This window comes from Paenibacillus sp. 1001270B_150601_E10 (genome assembly GCF_015558675.1).
Classification (GTDB): domain Bacteria; phylum Bacillota; class Bacilli; order Paenibacillales; family Paenibacillaceae; genus Paenibacillus_B.
In genome coordinates, this window is sequence record NZ_JADMOL010000001.1 from 334,488 (window position 1) to 352,018 (window position 17,531).

Sequence of the window (17,531 nt, forward strand, 5' to 3'; positions counted from 1 at the left end):
CTAAAAGTATTAAAACACTTGGAATTACAGCTCAGACAAGAAGCTTGTACCAATCTTAGGTAGTTTCGCTCCGAAGTTGTCTGCAATTGTAGCGCCAAGATCTGCATATGTGGCACGTACGCCAATTGTTTTCCCCGCCTCAATCGATGGGCTGTACAACAGAATAGGCACGTATTCACGCGTATGATCAGTACCCGGATGCACCGGGTCATTGCCGTGGTCTGCCGTAATAATCAAGAGATCTTTAGGGCCTGTACGTCCAAGGAAATCAGGGATTGAAGTATCGAATTCCTCAAGCGCCTTTGCATAACCTTCTGGATCGCGACGATGACCGTATAAGGAGTCAAAGTCCACCAAATTCGTAAACAGCAAGCCTTCAAAAGGCTTTGTCATTTGCTCCAGCGTCACTTCAATGCCATGAGCATTGCTCTTCGTTGGGTAGGATTGAAGAATCCCTTCACCAGAGAAGATATCGTTGATCTTGCCTACAGAGATCACATCTTTGCCTTGATCCTTGAGTGCATTTAGTACCGTCGGCTCCGGCGGCTTAACCGCATAGTCATGTCGATTCGGAGTGCGTGTAAAGTTGCCTGGCTCCCCTACATATGGTCTAGCAATGACACGTCCCACAGCATAGGGGTCCTCCAACGTAAGCTCTCGAGCAATCTCGCAAGCACGATATAGCTCTTCTAGCGGAATAACATCTTCATGCGCAGCAATTTGGAACACGCTGTCAGCCGAGGTATAGACGATCCACGCCCCTGTTTTCATTTGCTCTTCGCCATATTCAACGAGAATTTCTGTTCCGGATGCCGGTTTGTTGGCAAGCACCTTACGGCCCGTCGCTTCTTCAAAGCGCTGGATGAGCTCATCGGGGAAGCCGTTCGGGAATGTATTGAACGGTGTTGTGATATGTAATCCCATCAGTTCCCAATGTCCTGTCATCGTATCTTTTCCTGCAGAAATCTCCGCCATTTTGCCGTAGACGCCTTGAGGCTTGTCTACAGCGCTAACAGCTCCCAATTCTGCGATATTAGCAAGCCCTAGCTGCTGAAGATTTGAAAGCTTAATAGTTGGCACTCGCTCGATAATATGTCCAAGCGTATGGGAGCCTTTGTCCCCAAATGCTTCAGCGTCTGGCAGCTCGCCGATACCGACGCTATCCATTACAATGACCGTAATCTTATCAAATTTTTGATTGGTTCCTTCTGTCATGGCCAACCACTCCTCTAATGTCTTCTTTGTTAGTCTGTCTTGGATCACTCTTCTCCATTCTCATGGGAAGAGGTTGATTTGCGCGCTCTCGGATGAGCGGAGGTATAGACTTCCTTCATGCTAAGTCTGCCTCTTGGAATTGCATAACGCTGGGTGGTAGCTGGATCAGCATGTCCAAGCATTTCTTGAACGGCTCGAACATCCGCTCCATTGTCAAGCAAATGGGCCGCAAACGATTGCCTTAGCGTATGTGGGGTTAAAGCAGCAGGCAGTTCGAGGTCTTCCGCATATTTTTTCAACAGCTTCCAGAAGCCTTGTCTCGTCATCCTCTGTCCTCTTGCATTCAAAAATAAAGGATGCCCTGCTGACAATGAATCATCGCCTGCATCAGACCGTGAATGCGCCGCATATGCAGGACGTGAACGATCTAAATAGAGCTTTAGTGACTCCATCGCGGCTTGTCCCAGGGGAACAACACGCTCTTTGCGATTTAGCTCCAGCCGGACAAATCCAAGCTGCAAGTGCACGTCCTCCACATTGAGCGAAATAAGCTCAGAAATGCGAACGCCTGTCCCATAGAGCGTTTCCAGCATAGCGCGGTCTCGAATCCCCTGCACGGTATTCGGATCAGGCGCAAGGAGCAGCTCTTCAACCTGCTCAATGGTTAGCAAATGAGGCTCCTTCTTTGGTTGTCTCGGCATTTCGATGGCAACGGCAGGATTTAAAGGGATCTGTCCTTCCTTCACCAGATACTGAAAGAAAGAATGCAATGCAGCACGATGCCTGTGTACCGTGGATGGCGCCTTGCCAGCCTGTCTTAAGGTTCCGATATAGTATTGAATGTGATGCGGTGTAACCTGAGTAGCATCAAGAAGACTTTCCTTTGCAGTGTACTGCATAAAGGCAGTCAAGTCTCTATTGTAGGCATCAAGAGTATGTATCGACAGTTGACGTTCTTCCTGCAAATATCTCAAATACTGTGCGAACTGCTCTTCATATTTTGTCATTCTGCTACCCCTCATTACTTGTACTCTCTCTATCATACAACAAGCCCCTTCATTCGTGCGACCATCATTCCCCTAACCAATAAAATAACCGAATTCTAGAAGTGATTGAGTCCGATTCCAGATCTAAATCAGGATCAGCCTGAAATACCTTTACCGCTCTTCCTTGCGGAATTTTATATTTGTCGACTGGAGCTATCCAATCCGTAACTGCGTTAAATATCTGCACCAATGCATAGGTGCAAATTAAGAATACCGCAATGAACTTTAGACGTTCCAGCCACTTTCGAATTGAAACGACCATAAGTTGATCCCTCCCATTTGCTGCGCCTATAGAAAAGTAAGATTGTCCTTCTTAAACGTATGAATGGCGAAAGGCGAATATGCTCTCTAAAGGGTTATGGTTCGAATCAACTCGATGAAAAGCATAACATTGTCAACCTCATAATGGACCGTTCATGAAGCAGCACCGTTTTATTATCGCCCACATAAGATAACTCATCTTGACTCGTTACGTTCATTGATAACGAATCGTCAGGAGGAACATGTGTGATGACAAAGAAGCTGTCTCAATTACTTACAGCCGTAATTCATGGCGTACCTGCAGAACGAAGAGTTCGCAAAATGATTGTGATGAGAGATCGTGAAAGCTACTTTCATTGCATTCAACAGCTCCACGATCAAGGATATCCTCCAATCAAAACGATCGACGCTGCTCATCTTCTGTGCTGTCATATGGACGGTCAGCTTGCAATAACTTCGTTACTGGAGCACCCTGCCATACATCATATTGAGAATGACGTAACGGTACATGCTCATCCAATCCGCCATAGAAAGCCTAACCGTACTTCAGGCAAGTCCACGAAAAAGAAAGGGTACGAGAACAATCCGATTCCTTGGGGAATTCGTGCGATTCAAGCTCCAGCAGTCTGGTCCCAAACGCGAGGTGCTGGGGTAAAGGTTGGATTTATTGATACGGGTATATCTCCCCATCCAGATTTGTGGATTCGAGGGGGTGTAAATACGATGTCATATGGCCAGTCTTACGACGATGACAATGGCCATGGGACTCATATTGCAGGCACGGTTGCAGCATTAGGTAAGCAGGGTATGCTGGTCGGCGTAGCTTCAGACATCCAACTATACGCCGTAAAGTCTCTTGATCATCAAGGGGATGGATATGTATCGGATATCGTTGACGGGATTGAATGGTGCATACGCGAGGGAATGGATATCATTAACATGAGCCTAGGGCTTGATGGACCAAGCCAATCTTTAAGAGCAACGATCCGTAAAGCCCAGCAAAGGGGTATCATCGTTGTCTCCTCAGCAGGAAACAGCGGACCAAACAATCGGTATATTGATGAACCAGCAAGTTATCCTGATGTTGTCGCCGTGGCAGCATGCGATCAGAAAAAGCGCATCGCCTCCTTTAGCAGCAGAGGACGCGGTATTACGATCACAGCGCCAGGGGTAGATATCGTGTCTACAGATCGAGAAGGCGGCTTCGGCATCGAATCCGGCACCTCAATGGCGGCCCCCCACGTGACGGGGACGATCGCTCTCATGCTCTCGCTAAAGCCTGGGCTTACCTCGAAGCAAATCAAGCGAATCTTAATCGATTCGTCCAAGCGCATCAAAGGTTTTGGAAGTCACGCTCAAGGGTCTGGCTTCCTGAACACCGCACATGCAATCCGGCTGATGCAAAGGGAAGGAGAGCAGCATGCTGCTCCTACCCCTATGTTTAATCATTGGAAAGCACCTTCGTTAACGCCTCAAGGATTAGGCTTTGCTTCTCGTGTCCAGAGAAACGCCAAGCCTACTAGTGCGAAGCAAAAAAAGGTATCAACCCCCTTGCTCCTAGAAGCAAAGGCCATGACCATCCTGAAAACAAAGAAAAAACCCTAGAGCTCAGCTCTAGGGCCTTCTTCGTTATATTGAGTTCAGCGTCATGATTCGCTGTCCTTCTTCTGATCCTTCTCTTGGCAGTTCTTGCAGATGCCCTGGAAGTCAAGTCGGTGATCAATGACGTGAAAAGAGTATTCCTTCTCTAAACGTTCCTCTAAAGGCCCGAGCCAATCGTCCAATATCTCCTGCATGCTTCCACATTGAACACAAATCAGATGGTGATGATGATGCTTCGTATCGTCACCACGCAAATCATATCTCGCGACTCCATCTCCGAAGTTAAGCTTATGAACAACGTGCAGTTCACTCAATAATTCCAATGTACGATACACGGTGGCAAGACCGATTTCAGGAGCTTTCTCCTTGACGAGCATGAACACATCTTCTGCGCTAAGATGGTCTTCTTCATTCTCTAAGAGCACTCGTACCGTCGCTTCACGCTGCGGTGTCAGCTTGTATCCTTGGGATTGAAGCTGCTGCTTAATCTTATCAATCTGCGCTTCCATGGTCTGGTCTCCCCCCTTGCCGCCTAGCCACAATTCGACTCACTTCTATCATTATAGGTGGGAAACGTAAGGAGTGTCAAATGATTTGCTAGAAGTTAAATGCAGATTATCCATGGATGATCGTGGAACCGACCCAAGTCATAAATACGGGACTGATCCAATGAACGACCGCAGCGGCTCCCGCAAGCCCTATGCAGGCTGTCACTTGCACAGTCATATAGTTTATAAACGGCGCTTTTAGCGACTTCATTTTTGGTATCATCAACCGATTTTTCAATACATGCAGCGAAAAGGCTAGCGATGAAACACTCGCAATTAATAGCAGTGGAATCGCAATCATATTCTGCGGCGCAATCGTTGCTGCCGCTACAATGATACCCTTCCACGAGTATTGTCCCACTAATGTCCCTACGGTAAAGCCGATGAACATGCCCTTTGCAAAATCCATCACAAGGATCAACGGGAATCCGATTATGGATATCCCGAATACCGCAATAATCAAGATCCAACGCCAATACTGCCATAATGAGTCCCAAAAGGCATTGCCGGTCGGCGTCTCTCCTGCACTTAGAAATACCTGCTTCAACTGACGTGACAGCTCTTCCTGCTGGTCCAGCGTCAGCGCATTAACAAGCAGCGCTCCAAATACAACACCTGTTACAAAGATGATGGATACAAAAATATATAAGTGGAGATGCTGTCGAACGCTTGGCATCATCGAGGGCATCATTGTCTCTCCTTTCGAACATAACATCCATGAATTCTCCTGCTTGATTCAATCTATGCAGGAGCATGTCCAACTATGTCCTTCTTGAAGAGATAAGCTTACAACCTTCTACTCACCTATTTACGTTCCATTCGACCATAAACGCCTCCACCACCGCTTTGGATGGATACATCTCCGCTCCGCGCCGCATGTATGCGTGCCGCAACGTCTGCTCCTACTGTTTGCTCTAGAGCATCAAGAGAGGCTTCATGCAGAACATTCATTTCGGTTCTGAACACATGCAACAGCTTTTCAAGGGTCTTCGCTCCTACACCAGGAATATATTCGAGAGGGATTTGATAGTGATAAGGGGGCCTATTCTTCGCTTTGCATATGGCCTCCTCTTCGTTGCGATCGGCAATAACCTCAATCCGGTCATAGACACCTCGAATGAGACGCTTACTGCCACAGATCGGACAAACAAAGTGGCGCTCTAATCCCGGCTTCCTCATGATAAGCGCAGCCTCTTCCTTCTCAACGAGATGTCCGTTGATGCATGTCGTCCGATGATACTTGCCTAGCAGAGGATTGAGACCGTAATTTCCAGCGATGCAGCGCTGTTCCTTTGCATGAAGAGCCAGCGACCACTCCTTGAATGAAGCCTCCTGCAGCATCAATGCGTTATACTCACGCGCAATCTTTTTAAGGGAATGGGCATCTGAATTGGTCAAAAAGGGAAATCGGTCCAACTCACTCAACCTTTCAGCCATCCCTGTATCTGCGCTTAATCCCAGCTCGATCGCATCCACTGACTCCAAATCGAGAATGTTACCCATTTTGGCCGTGCAATTCCCAAACACACTCTTATGCGGCGTAAAAACATGGGCTGGGATAAATATTCCGCCATGAGACATCGTCTCTGCTTGAAGGGTTCTCGCATCTACGTAGATCCGCTGGGTCGAAAGTGTTATGTTGCGGATATGAAAGGACATCCATTCCGAAAAATGCTTCATCGCATAATAGTTTGGCAGATAGCATAAGACATGGGCTGAGCCCGCTCCTTCTCTAACCTCAATCTCCGTTCCAAGCATAATCGTCGTATCCTTATAGCGGATGCCTCCATCAGGATGCTCGCTCATCTCGCCAGATTGCAGCAATTGCTCAATATCCTTAAGGACACCTGGGGCATGGCAATCAATAATGCCTATGAGCTGAAGTCCTTTGCGGTCTGCTGCCTCATAAGCGATCTGCTCAAAGGTAAGGTTGCGGCTCCCGCTCATCTTGACGGGCTTGCCTTCCGAAGTGGCACCGATATGAATGTGAAAATCCCCATAGTACACCGCTGGGGATGCATGCTCAATCTGATGTTCAGGTTGTTTGTTCATGATGATGTCCTGCCTTTTTAAATGGGCCATTGCCCTGTCATCTCATAGATTCTCCATGCATAGAGCGCATTTACCGTCTTTGCATCTGATATTCTGCCTTCTCTCATTGCCTCGAAGGCTTCCTCTAGCGTCAGCTCCATCACCTCTAGAAATTCATCCTCGTCTGTATGCATCTCGCCTGGTGTCAGCTTGTCTGCAGCATAGATGTGAATAATCTCATCTGCAAATCCAGGCGACGTATAGATCGAGCTGAGATGAATGAGGGATTCCGCCTTATATCCTGTCTCTTCTTCCAGCTCGCGGCGTGCTGCGTCTTCAGGAGCTTCCCCAGGGTCAAGCTTGCCTGCAGGAATCTCCACTTGTGATCTTCCTAGCGGCTTTCGATACTGATCGACGACGATCATCTTGTTGTTATGTATAGCAAGCACTGCTACAGCGCCTGGATGACGCACGATTTCACGAGTAGCAGATGATCCGTCTGGTAGCGTAACCGTATCCACCTGTAAGGAGATTACTTTCCCCTTAAAGATGTCCTTTGTATCCGTCGTTATTTCTTCAAAGCGCTGAAAGTCCGATTTTTTCTGCAATTGGTGCTCTGTATGAGTAGATGTCACGATAAGTTCCTCCTTCGAATCAAAACCGCCCACATAGGCATACATAGTTCCTTGCTTTAAGTCATACACATTATACCACTAGTGCCTGTCCACCAACCATTTAAGTAAAGGGGCGTTATACGATGAAGCAGCATTCGACGGATCAGCAATTATGGTTAAGCGGTAAGCCAAGCGAAATCACAGCAGCGCTAAGACGCATGATGATCCGCAGCGGCAAGGATATGACCCTTCAAAAGATGCTTCAAAAACGAAATAACCCTGCTTGAAAACAACGTCTAAATTCGCTCAGTCTCCGAGATCCACTTGCTTAATCATTGAGATTAATCATTAAAGAAATTCCAAATCTAACATATACAAGTCCACTCTATAGCGTAGGCATCGGCATAGGAGTCGGTGCCGCGTACCCTTCTTTGTATGCAGCATCAATAAATTCACGAATCTCTTGCAAATTCTTCCCCTCTTGCTTCAGCTTCACCGTGTGAACGACAATCTCAAGGCACACTCCACAGCGCGTTCCATGATCATCCCATTCGACGGTACCATCTTCCCTGATTTCAGAAACAAAGCAATTTTTAGGGCTCTGATGACCTGCGCTTGCTCCACAGCCACAATAACAAGGAATGTTGTTCAGTTCTTCCGCTACTGTACCAGCAGCCTCATATCTGAGTCTAATTTGATCCGGCTGTTTATCCAGAATTTTTAGAGAGAACTTCCCGTGAAGAGGTCACTTCTCGCAAATCTCCATTTTCAATCTGATGAGATCCTGTTGTATGGGATAAGCCATGAGCGGCCTCTTCTTGTTCTTATGTAAAAACAAACAAAAGGCCCCTCCTCAATGGTAGAAAGCCTTTTGTTCTGAAAATATTCAAATTTAACATACATTCATTTGCTTGCGACATGAAGATTCGGACTCGTCACGTGGATCGCTTGCTTCTGGGCAAGTAGACATAGCTCTGCCGCCTTGAATGTGTGTTCTTGAGTCATGGCATGCTCTGTACGATGAATGCAATCCAGAATCAGTTCCCCAAAGAAAGGATAGCCGACTTTTCCGTTAACCTGCTCATGGTATTCACCAGTCTGATTCACCCAATAGACATGATCGCCTTCATTAGAGCGCGCAACATCAATGTATTTTCGAAGCTCAATATATCCGTCTGTGCCTAATAAGATGGTACGCCCGTCACCCCAGGTACCAAGGCCATCCGGAGTAAACCAATCTACCCGAAAATATTGCGTAGCTCCATTATCACCGACTAAGGTTGCGTCGCCAAAGTCTTCAAGCTCCGGATAATCCGGATTGTGATAATTCCCTACTTTGCTGTGGAGCACTTTAGCATCCTTGCAGCCTGCATAATAGAGGAACTGCTCAATTTGATGACTGCCAATATCGCATAAGATTCCTCCGTACTTTTCCTTTTCGAAGAACCAGTTCGGCCTTGATGGGGCATTTAAGCGATGCGGACCTAGTCCCATCACTTGAATCACCTTCCCAATGGCTCCCTGCTCGATCAGCTGTCCTGCATACACGGCACTTTCCACATGCAGTCGCTCGCTAAAGTAAACCATGTATTTGCGCCCCGTATCTTTCACTTTCCGCTTGGCCTGCTCAAGCTGCTCAAGCGTCGTAAACGGAGTCTTGTCGGTAAAGTAATCTTTGCCATGATCCATGACGCGAAGCCCCAGCGAACAGCGCTCAGAAGGGACAGCAGCAGCTGCGACAAGCCTTACTTCAGGGTCCTGAAGCACTTCGTCTTCACTTCTCGCCACTTGAACATGCGGATAGCGCTCTTTAAAAGCATGAACTTTATCCGGATCTGGATCATATACCCACTTAAGCGCTGCTCCCGCTTCTTGAAGACCGTTGCACATTCCGTAGATATGTCCATGATCGAGCGCAATGGCAGCAAAGATGAATTCGCCTGGCTGCACAACAGGCTTGCTGTCATGCTCCGGTGCATACATCATGCCGTCTTGACGATTCATCGAGTAACACCTCTTACCTGATCATTTAGCTTCGATATCCATTGTACATAGTGCGTAATCATATCCTTTGTGGATCGTGTGCTGCTAAAGTCTTCTACGCCGCAGAAGCCGTTGTAGTTTACATGTGCCAAATCCTCAAGCACTTGAGTCCAGTTTACAAGTCCTTCCTCCATTGGGCTCCATGCAAATGCCTGGCCGGTGCGTTGTTCCTTCGGCACAGCATCAGCATTTTTCACATGAACATGAGCCAGATAATCACCGAGCAGTTCAAGCCCCATGCGATGGTTCTCATAACCTTCAAACACCATGTTGCCTGGATCAAAGAGAACACCATACACACTCGGATCAAATGGACTCACCAATCGATATGCTGCACTAGCGCTGGCAGAGATCGTCATATGGTGGGTTTCCACGACCCCCTTAATGCCTTGATCTCGAAGCAGAGGCTCCAAGCTCTCCATATAACGAAGCTGTTCATCCAACAGCTCATTATACGGGCGCTTGCGATTGTATCCATGCACGCCGACACGAACAATCGGTGCTTCAAGCGCTGCTGCTACACGAAGAACCTCTTTCGCTGCGTCCAGATCCCCTACGCTCAGATATGGCATGACGCCAGCTGTTGCTACTCCATGCTCTTTGCATAACGTGTTGATTTCCTTGAGCTCAGTATCGGAGATACCTGGCTCAATCGTAGCCAGATTGTTGCCCCAGAACGACGCTGGCTGTGAGCGTTGATCCGCAGGCGTCTCCTTGAATCTCCATTCCAATCCTTTAAGACCTGCTTCAGCAGCAAATGGAATAAGCTCTTTAACGGACAAATCTGGGGAAGCTACTGTAAACAAAGACCATTTCATTATTCGCACCGCCTTCATTTATTATTTAGATTAGACTCTATAATGTGAAACAGTACCGTGAAGATGGCAAAATTATTTCTACTTGCTACAAAAGAACCCTTCCTATTTAACCAAATGTCTTCGACATATCCACTGTGCCTGAAGTTACTTCGGCTTTAGGCTTTTGATAACGAGAAGTCTCGATTCGCTTATTGAGCTCTGACAAGAAGAGCTCCTCATCGATCGGCAGGTCTACCCAATTGTCCGTCCATGTAGAGAGCAGCATCGCATTGGATAAGGTTAATCCGTGAATCCCTTCCTCGCCAGGCGCAAGAAGCGGCGTACCGTTCTGAATGCTTCTCACCCAATCGATCATGATGCCATCATGTCCTGTCATATGACCGTGGATCGGAATCTCGCATTTCCAGCATTCCGGAGCACCAAATCCACCAGTAAAGGTTTGATTGAATTCGGGCTCAGGTGTACGCAAGCGCCAGAAGGTCATCTTATCATTCTCGATGACAACCTTGCCGCGATCCCCTGTCACTTCAAAACGGTTCGTCCCCGGTGCTTCTCCCGTTGTCGTGATAAAGACGCCAGAAGCTCCATTTTCATATTCCACGTAAGCCGTTACATCATCTTCAACCTCAATATCGCGGTAGTGACCGAAGCGGCAAAATGCACGCACGCGCGTAGGCATCATGCCGATGGTCCACTGCCATAAATCCAGTTGATGCGGGTCCTGATTGATCAGCACACCGCCGCCTTCACCCGCCCAAGTTGCTCGCCATGCGCCAGAGTCATAATAGCTTTGTGAACGATACCAGTTTGTAATGATCCAATTCGTACGTCTGATCTCGCCAAGCTCACCACTCTGAATCAAATCTCTTAGCTTCTGATATAGGGGATTTGTACGCTGATTATACATGATGGAGAATACTTTGCCGCTTTGCTCAGCTGCTTCATTCATCTCACGGACCTGCTTCGTATAAACGCCTGCCGGCTTTTCGATCAGCACATGAAGTTCATGCTTGAACGCTTCTATTGCTAGAGAAGGATGGCTATAGTGCGGTGTTGCGATAATCACGGCATCAATCAAACCTGATTGAAGCAGCTCGTTCTCATTCGTGAAAAAGGCAACGTCTTTACCAAGCTCCTTGCTCACCCATTCCTTCTTCTCTTCCACTGCATCGCAGATCGCTGTTAGCACAGCGCCTGAAATTTTGTTTGCAGCTATTTGCTTTGCGTGATAGGCTCCCATATTGCCTACCCCAATAACACCTACGCGAACTGGATTCATCTTATAGCCTCCAATTTAGGTTTCTGGTGATGCAGAATCATATTCCATGTCATAAAAGTACCACAAAGACATGCGAATGCGCTTACATCCTATTGCTTCATTTGACGTTTCATTTAACTCTGGTTGGCATACACCCTTTTACCTTTAGACCCCTATTTGCTTATGGTGAAAGAAAAGATGTTACGAGTTCGTCTTATCATGAACCTGAAACGTACCTTCTTAGCGGTGAGTACATGTACACATGTTATGATGAAATGAACCTAACCATGATGGATTGTGATTAATAGCGTGCAGATAACGTTATTTACTTCTTAGATTAAATGAATAGCAAGATTTAAGCGATGCTAGTGATTCGCAAAATAAATGTTGACAATTTTATATTTTTATGATATAATTATTATTTATTTGACTTTAAAACCTCCTAGTATTATGATGTTTAAACAATAAACATGTCCATATGTTATGGTTTGCATCCATTGCATGACTGATAGGAGGATTCATATGAGAATAAGTGACGGAATAGAGATGCTTGAGCTTTCAGCGAACGTGCTTGGCAATAAGACGACTATTCATCCTACTATCCTATGGGATAAACATTCAGCAGTATTGATTGATGCAGGCTATCCAGGCCAGCTTTCACTTATTAAAAATGCTGTCGAAGCGACAGGGGTATCCTTTTCCCAGATACATGCAGTTGTATTGACGCATCAGGATATTGATCATATCGGCAGTCTGCCGGCTCTGATCGAAGCCATTGAACATCCCATCGAAGTGTTAGCTCATGAGCTTGAGTGTCCCTACATTCAAGGAGACCGGATGCTTATCAAGGTCACGCCTGAAAAGATTGATCTTGCGGTTAAAAGTTTGCCCCCTGAAGTACCTGAACAGATGAGACAGGCCTTTCGTTCTTCCCTTGAAAATCCTCCAAAAGCACAAGTAACACGCACCATTGCGGGTAGCGACATATTGCCTTACGCTGGTGGTTTAACGGTTGTTCCAACACCTGGACACACCCCAGGTCATTTTAGTCTCTATCACCAGACAAGCAAGACGCTTATTGCAGGCGATGCCTTGGTTATTTATGAAGATAAGCTCATGCCATCCAACCCTCAGCACACATATCATGTGGAAGAGTCCTTACATTCTATAAAGGAATTGCTAAATTATGATATCGAGACTGTGATCTGCTATCATGGCGGGGTTATGAAGGATAACGTAAATGAACGGATTGCTGAACTATCGCGATTAGCAAAATGATGGATGGTTAACCTTTTATTTTGCTAATGATGGTACGGGTAGACCATTTCATTAAAGATGTCAAAAAAGTCCTTGTTTTGCTCCAGCATGCAGCAAAACAAGGACTTTCTTATTTTCCACCCAATACAAGAACTGTACGTTATACTGTCGCCTATCAGCCTGGAAAACCAACTTTAGCCCCTTTATCTCGCAAAAAAAGGTGCACCCGTTACTGATGGATGCACCTTTTTATTCGTTTAAGATAAAGACAAATAGGATTCCGTCCGAAGCTGTACCTTCCGCCGATACGCTTCGGGTGTGCAGCCTACAATCTGCTTGAACATCCGGGAAAAATGAGGCAGGTGCTTGTAGCCAACCGCATAGGACACCTCGGTTACGGGAACTTGAGGCTCTGCTACGAACATCACCTTCGCCTGATTCACGCGCCGATGATTCACATACTGGAAGATCGTGAAGCCGGTGATCTCCTTGAACAGTTTGCTGATATAGTGCTTGTTCAGATGCACCTCTTGAGCAATATCATCAAGCGACAGTTCCTCTGTGTAGCGATGCTCCAAGACTCGTATCACTTCTTCTACATGGCGTTCCCTGTCACGCTGATGCTCAAGCTGAGCGAGAGGCTCAGAAAACCAGTCATAGATGCAGCACAGAAGATCTAGCATGGCGAGCTTGGCTCGTTGACGACCTACATAATTCTGCCGGCGAAGCTCCTGCTCCATGTGCTTGAGTAGACGCTCAGCCTCCGCCCTTCGCTCCTCATGAAGCTTAATACGCGCTGTCTTAAGTTCAACAAATGGACGAAGCAGCTCGCCTTCTTGGCCTTCTCCACGCGCAGGATCAATGTTATTCACAAATCTTGCATCGAAGTGGAGAATGGAGCGCACATAAGGGGTACGTGTGTCTATGATCGGTCTATGAAGCGTTAGGCCATTCATAATGATAAGATCCCCTGGCTCCAGCATATATATCCGATCCCCAATAAGGTACTGCACATTTCCTTCATGGAACATGTACACTTCATAGTTCGTATGAGAATGAAAGGACGGTGTACCGTAGGGAACTACTGAGCGATACTGTACATCGAATATTTCATTCTGATGAATCCAGGACACAAGCCTCTCCCCCTCTGCAGGCTGTCCTTCATCCCATTACTTTGTTGCTTCGTTAATAATAGCAAGCACGAGCTCAGAAGTCTTTACAAGATCATTCGTATGAATACGTTCCTTCGTCGTATGAATATCTTTATAGCCAACCGCCAGATTCACAGTCGGAACACCGTGGCCATTGAAAATATTCGCATCGCTGCCTCCTCCAGAATGGAACAATCGAGGTGTAAGGCCAAGGGCTTCAATAGCACGAGAAGCAAATTTCACCACTTCGTCTTTTTCTCCAAAATTAAAGGCTGGGTACATAATCTTGCTATCGAATTTCGCCGTAGCACCGAAGTCGGCTGCTGCAGATTCCAGCGCTTCTTTCATAGAAGCAAGCTGAGCTTCCACTTTCTCTTGTACAATACTGCGAGCTTCGGCATCGAGCCTTACATAATCCGTTACCACATTTGTTGGGCCGCCACCCTCGAAGCGTCCGATGTTTGCGGTCGTCTCATGGTCAATGCGTCCAAGCTTCATGCGTGAAATACCCTTGGAGGCAACCTGAATAGCGCTGATGCCATCCTCAGGGTTCACGCCTGCATGTGCAGACTTCCCATGAATCTCCATGGTGATCTTCGCTTGAGTCGGCGCTGCAACCGCAATGGCTCCTACCTCGCCATTAGAGTCAAGTGCATATCCGAAGTCAGCTTGCAGCAAGCTGCCGTCCATCGCGCGCGCTCCGTTTAAGCCGGATTCCTCACCCACTGTAATGACAAATTGAAGCTGACCATGCGGAAGTTCTTTCTCTTGGATCACACGAATCGCTTCAAAGATAGCTGCCAGCCCCGCTTTATCATCAGAACCTAGAATGGTCGTTCCATCGCTATGTATCAGACCGTCCTCATCAACGATAGGCTTAACACCTTTTCCAGGTGTCACTGTATCCATATGGGATGTGAAGAAAAGTCTCTTCCCTTGCTCATGACCTGCAGTAGCTGGCCAATTCACAATGAGATTGCCTGCTTCGTGGCCTGTTACACCTGTTGTATCATCTTCTGTTACCTCAAGGCCAAGGTCAGCAAATTGCTTTTTCAATTCATCGCAAATGGCTCTTTCATATCTTGTCTCGCTATCAATCTGAACCAATTGTAAAAAATGCTCCACTAAACGATATTGATTAACCATGATGACTTTCCTCCAAACGTAGTTTTCGTTTACAATATAGACAAGTATGCTGGATAACAGGAAAGGAGTGTATCCGACAAATGAATTCAAAGCGCTGGTTCCGCATCGTTGTCTACATTATGCTTGCAGCGATGATCTTATCAACCCTATTCGTACTCATTGAACCTCTTCTGTACGGACTATAAGCTTTCCCCTTGCATAAAGCCATGCCGATACACGGCATGGCTAATCATGTCTATTTGATGATCACAGCCGTACCCGCCCACGATCATACACGTTTACTTACCCTTCACTTCCAATATGATAACCAAAGATCGCTTCAAAGTAAGGGAGAATTTCTTGACCGACCTGCTCAACGGCAAAGAACTTCCCTGTCATATCTTCAAGCGAAGTGACGCCATATTGTTGAATCCCACACGGCACAATCCCGGCAAAGCCGTCATGCTGGATTCCGCTCTTGATATTAAATGCAAATCCATGGCTGGTTATAAACCCTCTATGTGTTCTTGAGCGATTAAACTTAACACCGATCGCAGCAATCTTCACGTCGCCGATCCATACGCCTGTGTACTCTTCCTTGCGGCTGCCCTTGATGCCGTAGGATGCCAAGTACTGAATGATGACTTCTTCCAATCTTCGCAAATATCCGTGAAGATCAAGAGAAGCCCCTTCAAGCAGGATAATCGGGTAGCCTACAAGCTGACCTGGCCCATGATAGGTAATATCACCACCACGATCGATTTCATACACTTGGATGCCCTTCTCTTTCAATTGCTCCGGCGACAGCAGCAAGTGCTCAGGATGTCGCTGAGAACCTATCGTATAGGTTGGTGGATGCTCTAACAGGAATAGCGTTTCCTGCGCTTCTCCCTTATCGACTGCCTTTACGGTTTGCTTTTGCAACTCCCATGCTGCTTGATAATCGATTAGACCGCATGTACGAACGACGAGCGGCTTGACGCTTTCTTGATCATGATCTGTACTCTGCACGCATTCGCTCACTGAATTCAACACCTTCTGCTAGAATCGCAATATTACAGTTGTAACTATGCTGTAGCTCTATGTACAACTGAATGAAAATATTTTTTACTCTTCTAGCATGCCACTAATAAAGCTTCGTTTCAAGATTAAACGATTCAATATTTTCTTTGACCCGCTGCAGGAATCGACCGCAAATCACACCATCCAAGATTCGGTGGTCGAGAGACAGACACATGTTTGCCATAGAGCGAACCGCAATCATATCGTTTATAACAACGGGCTTCTTCACAATGGACTCAAAGGTAACAATAGCTGCCTGCGGGTAGTTGATAATTGGATAAGACAGAATAGAGCCGAATGAGCCTGTATTGTTCACCGTAAAGGTTCCGCCCTGCATATCATTAAGTGTAAGCTTGCCCTCACGAGTCTTGCGAGCAAGGTCTTCAATCTCACGTGCAAGTCCGGCAATATTTTTTTGATCCGCCTTATGAATAACAGGGGTAAGTACGGAGTCTTCTGTTCCGACTGCTAGCGACAGATTAATGTCACGCTTCACAATAATTTTGTCCACGGCCCATACGGAGTTCATGATTGGATAATCCTTGATCGCATTCACGATTGCTTTTACAACAAACGCAAGATACGTCAAGTTGATACCCTCTTTACGCTTGAACTCATCCTTCAGCTTGTTTCGAAGCTGAACAAGGTTTGTCACATCGACTTCAATCGTCGTCCAGGCATGTGGAATTTCGGACACGCTTTGGCGCATATTGCGAGCGATAGAGTTGCGGAGCGGAGTGACATCAATCAGATATTCGCCTCTAGCTGTATGTGCCTCGGATTCAATCTCGATCTTCGGCAGGCGAGGTGTCTCGCTTAGATGTATGCCTGAATTGCGTACCTGGGACATCGAAGCAGGAATAGGTTCCGATGTTGTAAACACAGCAGGCGCACTTGCACTCGAATTCGTGCTAGGTTCAGGCTTCAGCTCTTGTGCTCGCATTCCGCCTTCTTCAACAAACTTGAGCACGTCCTTGCGCGTGATGCGGCCTCCTAACCCCGTACCCATTACGAGTTGAAGGTCAATGCCATGCTCTTGGGCAAGCTTCTGCACAGCTGGAGAGAATCTCCCTCTCATGCTTGTGTCCACCGCGCTTGTCGAGGCTGCGACATGTTCAGTGCGTGCTGATTGAGACGGCGTACTTGGACTAGGCGAAGAAGCTTCATAAGCTTCGCCGCTCATCCGGCATATCACTGCACCGACATCCACGGTGTCGCCTTCTTTGGCAATATGCTCCTGCATCATTCCGCTCTCTGTCGCAGGAATCTCTGCTACCACCTTGTCCGTGATGACTTCGCATATCGGTTCATAAGCCTCAATCGCTTCACCAGGCTGCTTCAACCATTTTCCTATCGTAGCTGACACTAATGACTCCGCCAGCTGCGGCATCGTAATGTCAATCCATTGGTCTCTATCTGCCATCTTGAAAATCACTCCTAACCCGTTAAATGGATACAATGCGACTAACCTCTACGTCAGCTTGCTTGAGGTGAAGCTAC

General features: G+C 46.9%; 19 protein-coding genes. 4 read left to right on the forward strand and 15 right to left on the reverse strand.

Annotation, left to right across the window (positions count from 1 at the left end):
- Nucleotides 1-24 precede the first annotated feature (24 nt).
- The 3 genes from deoB to I2H74_RS01695 all read right to left on the reverse strand — a co-directional run bounded on the left by deoB (nucleotide 25) and on the right by I2H74_RS01695 (nucleotide 2,523).
- The gene (gene deoB / locus I2H74_RS01685; RefSeq protein ID WP_195571090.1) at nucleotides 25-1,215 is read right to left on the reverse strand and encodes a phosphopentomutase; all 1,191 of its coding nucleotides are present in this window, start codon (nucleotides 1,213-1,215) and stop codon (nucleotides 25-27) included.
- A gap of 44 nt (nucleotides 1,216-1,259) precedes the next feature.
- Entirely contained in the window at nucleotides 1,260-2,222 is a 963-nt protein-coding gene (locus I2H74_RS01690; protein WP_229106284.1) for a tyrosine recombinase, read from the reverse strand.
- 64 nt (nucleotides 2,223-2,286) lie between these two features.
- The gene (locus I2H74_RS01695) at nucleotides 2,287-2,523 is read right to left on the reverse strand and encodes a DUF4227 family protein (protein ID WP_195571094.1); all 237 of its coding nucleotides are present in this window, start codon (nucleotides 2,521-2,523) and stop codon (nucleotides 2,287-2,289) included.
- A 248-nt stretch (nucleotides 2,524-2,771) separates the two neighbouring features.
- Between I2H74_RS01695 and I2H74_RS01700 the strand changes: the two genes are divergently transcribed.
- Nucleotides 2,772-4,127 (forward strand): S8 family peptidase, encoded by a 1,356-nt coding sequence (locus I2H74_RS01700; RefSeq protein WP_229106362.1) that lies wholly within the window; start codon nucleotides 2,772-2,774, stop codon nucleotides 4,125-4,127.
- 41 nt (nucleotides 4,128-4,168) lie between these two features.
- Here I2H74_RS01700 and I2H74_RS01705 read toward each other — a convergent pair whose 3' ends face one another.
- The 4 genes from I2H74_RS01705 to I2H74_RS01720 all read right to left on the reverse strand — a co-directional run bounded on the left by I2H74_RS01705 (nucleotide 4,169) and on the right by I2H74_RS01720 (nucleotide 7,338).
- A complete protein-coding gene (locus tag I2H74_RS01705; RefSeq protein WP_195571097.1) occupies nucleotides 4,169-4,633 on the reverse strand; it encodes a Fur family transcriptional regulator in 465 nt (154 codons plus the stop codon).
- A 106-nt stretch (nucleotides 4,634-4,739) separates the two neighbouring features.
- A complete protein-coding gene (spoIIM, locus tag I2H74_RS01710; protein WP_229106285.1) occupies nucleotides 4,740-5,387 on the reverse strand; it encodes a stage II sporulation protein M in 648 nt (215 codons plus the stop codon).
- Nucleotides 5,388-5,476: 89 nt separating this feature from the next.
- Nucleotides 5,477-6,724, reverse strand: coding sequence for an endonuclease Q family protein (locus I2H74_RS01715; RefSeq protein ID WP_195571099.1), 1,248 nt, complete (start codon nucleotides 6,722-6,724; stop codon nucleotides 5,477-5,479).
- A 17-nt stretch (nucleotides 6,725-6,741) separates the two neighbouring features.
- Nucleotides 6,742-7,338 carry an NUDIX hydrolase gene (locus tag I2H74_RS01720; RefSeq protein WP_324253973.1) on the reverse strand — a complete coding sequence of 199 codons (597 nt, stop codon included), beginning with the start codon at nucleotides 7,336-7,338 and terminating at the stop codon, nucleotides 6,742-6,744.
- A 122-nt stretch (nucleotides 7,339-7,460) separates the two neighbouring features.
- Here I2H74_RS01720 and I2H74_RS01725 point away from each other — a divergent pair, with 122 nt between their 5' ends.
- The gene (locus tag I2H74_RS01725) at nucleotides 7,461-7,604 is read left to right on the forward strand and encodes a hypothetical protein (protein WP_195571103.1); all 144 of its coding nucleotides are present in this window, start codon (nucleotides 7,461-7,463) and stop codon (nucleotides 7,602-7,604) included.
- Between the two features lie 98 nt (nucleotides 7,605-7,702).
- Here I2H74_RS01725 and I2H74_RS01730 read toward each other — a convergent pair whose 3' ends face one another.
- The 4 genes from I2H74_RS01730 to I2H74_RS01745 all read right to left on the reverse strand — a co-directional run bounded on the left by I2H74_RS01730 (nucleotide 7,703) and on the right by I2H74_RS01745 (nucleotide 11,457).
- Nucleotides 7,703-8,035, reverse strand: coding sequence for a PCYCGC motif-containing (lipo)protein (locus I2H74_RS01730; protein ID WP_324254002.1), 333 nt, complete (start codon nucleotides 8,033-8,035; stop codon nucleotides 7,703-7,705).
- A gap of 185 nt (nucleotides 8,036-8,220) precedes the next feature.
- Nucleotides 8,221-9,321 carry a Gfo/Idh/MocA family protein gene (locus I2H74_RS01735; protein ID WP_195571105.1) on the reverse strand — a complete coding sequence of 367 codons (1,101 nt, stop codon included), beginning with the start codon at nucleotides 9,319-9,321 and terminating at the stop codon, nucleotides 8,221-8,223.
- On the reverse strand, nucleotides 9,318-10,178 hold the full coding sequence (locus I2H74_RS01740) for a sugar phosphate isomerase/epimerase family protein (protein WP_195571106.1): 861 nt from the start codon (nucleotides 10,176-10,178) through the stop codon (nucleotides 9,318-9,320). The genes I2H74_RS01735 and I2H74_RS01740 overlap by 4 nt, the downstream gene beginning before the upstream one ends.
- A gap of 106 nt (nucleotides 10,179-10,284) precedes the next feature.
- Nucleotides 10,285-11,457, reverse strand: coding sequence for a Gfo/Idh/MocA family protein (locus I2H74_RS01745; protein ID WP_195571108.1), 1,173 nt, complete (start codon nucleotides 11,455-11,457; stop codon nucleotides 10,285-10,287).
- A 501-nt stretch (nucleotides 11,458-11,958) separates the two neighbouring features.
- Here I2H74_RS01745 and I2H74_RS01750 point away from each other — a divergent pair.
- Nucleotides 11,959-12,714 carry an MBL fold metallo-hydrolase gene (locus tag I2H74_RS01750; protein WP_195571110.1) on the forward strand — a complete coding sequence of 252 codons (756 nt, stop codon included), beginning with the start codon at nucleotides 11,959-11,961 and terminating at the stop codon, nucleotides 12,712-12,714.
- A gap of 236 nt (nucleotides 12,715-12,950) precedes the next feature.
- On the opposite strand, the gene I2H74_RS25075 is transcribed toward I2H74_RS01750, so the two are convergent.
- Entirely contained in the window at nucleotides 12,951-13,826 is an 876-nt protein-coding gene (locus tag I2H74_RS25075) for a helix-turn-helix transcriptional regulator (protein WP_195571112.1), read from the reverse strand.
- A 36-nt stretch (nucleotides 13,827-13,862) separates the two neighbouring features.
- Nucleotides 13,863-14,990, reverse strand: a complete 1,128-nt coding sequence (locus tag I2H74_RS01760; protein WP_195571114.1) for a M20/M25/M40 family metallo-hydrolase — start codon at nucleotides 14,988-14,990, stop codon at nucleotides 13,863-13,865.
- Nucleotides 14,991-15,070: 80 nt separating this feature from the next.
- Here I2H74_RS01760 and prli42 point away from each other — a divergent pair, with 80 nt between their 5' ends.
- A complete protein-coding gene (gene prli42 / locus I2H74_RS01765) occupies nucleotides 15,071-15,175 on the forward strand; it encodes a stressosome-associated protein Prli42 (protein ID WP_195571116.1) in 105 nt (34 codons plus the stop codon).
- Nucleotides 15,176-15,272: 97 nt separating this feature from the next.
- On the opposite strand, the gene lipB is transcribed toward prli42, so the two are convergent.
- Both lipB and I2H74_RS01775 read right to left on the reverse strand, forming a co-directional pair.
- The gene (gene lipB / locus I2H74_RS01770; RefSeq protein ID WP_324253974.1) at nucleotides 15,273-15,992 is read right to left on the reverse strand and encodes a lipoyl(octanoyl) transferase LipB; all 720 of its coding nucleotides are present in this window, start codon (nucleotides 15,990-15,992) and stop codon (nucleotides 15,273-15,275) included.
- 103 nt (nucleotides 15,993-16,095) lie between these two features.
- The gene (locus tag I2H74_RS01775; RefSeq protein ID WP_195571118.1) at nucleotides 16,096-17,454 is read right to left on the reverse strand and encodes a dihydrolipoamide acetyltransferase family protein; all 1,359 of its coding nucleotides are present in this window, start codon (nucleotides 17,452-17,454) and stop codon (nucleotides 16,096-16,098) included.
- Nucleotides 17,455-17,531: the final 77 nt, after the last annotated feature.

Bases quoted from the DNA above. Each gene is read 5' to 3' on its own strand.
- deoB (WP_195571090.1), bottom strand. From the start codon at position 1,215: ATGACAGAAGGAACCAATCAAAAATTTGATAAGATTACGGTCATTGTA.
- I2H74_RS01690 (WP_229106284.1), bottom strand. From the start codon at position 2,222: ATGACAAAATATGAAGAGCAGTTCGCACAGTATTTGAGATATTTGCAG.
- I2H74_RS01695 (WP_195571094.1), bottom strand. From the start codon at position 2,523: ATGGTCGTTTCAATTCGAAAGTGGCTGGAACGTCTAAAGTTCATTGCG.
- I2H74_RS01700 (WP_229106362.1), top strand. From the start codon at position 2,772: ATGACAAAGAAGCTGTCTCAATTACTTACAGCCGTAATTCATGGCGTA.
- I2H74_RS01705 (WP_195571097.1), bottom strand. From the start codon at position 4,633: ATGGAAGCGCAGATTGATAAGATTAAGCAGCAGCTTCAATCCCAAGGA.
- spoIIM (WP_229106285.1), bottom strand. From the start codon at position 5,387: ATGTTATGTTCGAAAGGAGAGACAATGATGCCCTCGATGATGCCAAGC.
- I2H74_RS01715 (WP_195571099.1), bottom strand. From the start codon at position 6,724: ATGAACAAACAACCTGAACATCAGATTGAGCATGCATCCCCAGCGGTG.
- I2H74_RS01725 (WP_195571103.1), top strand. From the start codon at position 7,461: ATGAAGCAGCATTCGACGGATCAGCAATTATGGTTAAGCGGTAAGCCA.
- I2H74_RS01735 (WP_195571105.1), bottom strand. From the start codon at position 9,321: ATGAATCGTCAAGACGGCATGATGTATGCACCGGAGCATGACAGCAAG.
- I2H74_RS01740 (WP_195571106.1), bottom strand. From the start codon at position 10,178: ATGAAATGGTCTTTGTTTACAGTAGCTTCCCCAGATTTGTCCGTTAAA.
- I2H74_RS01745 (WP_195571108.1), bottom strand. From the start codon at position 11,457: ATGAATCCAGTTCGCGTAGGTGTTATTGGGGTAGGCAATATGGGAGCC.
- I2H74_RS01750 (WP_195571110.1), top strand. From the start codon at position 11,959: ATGAGAATAAGTGACGGAATAGAGATGCTTGAGCTTTCAGCGAACGTG.
- I2H74_RS01760 (WP_195571114.1), bottom strand. From the start codon at position 14,990: ATGGTTAATCAATATCGTTTAGTGGAGCATTTTTTACAATTGGTTCAG.
- prli42 (WP_195571116.1), top strand. From the start codon at position 15,071: ATGAATTCAAAGCGCTGGTTCCGCATCGTTGTCTACATTATGCTTGCA.
- I2H74_RS01775 (WP_195571118.1), bottom strand. From the start codon at position 17,454: ATGGCAGATAGAGACCAATGGATTGACATTACGATGCCGCAGCTGGCG.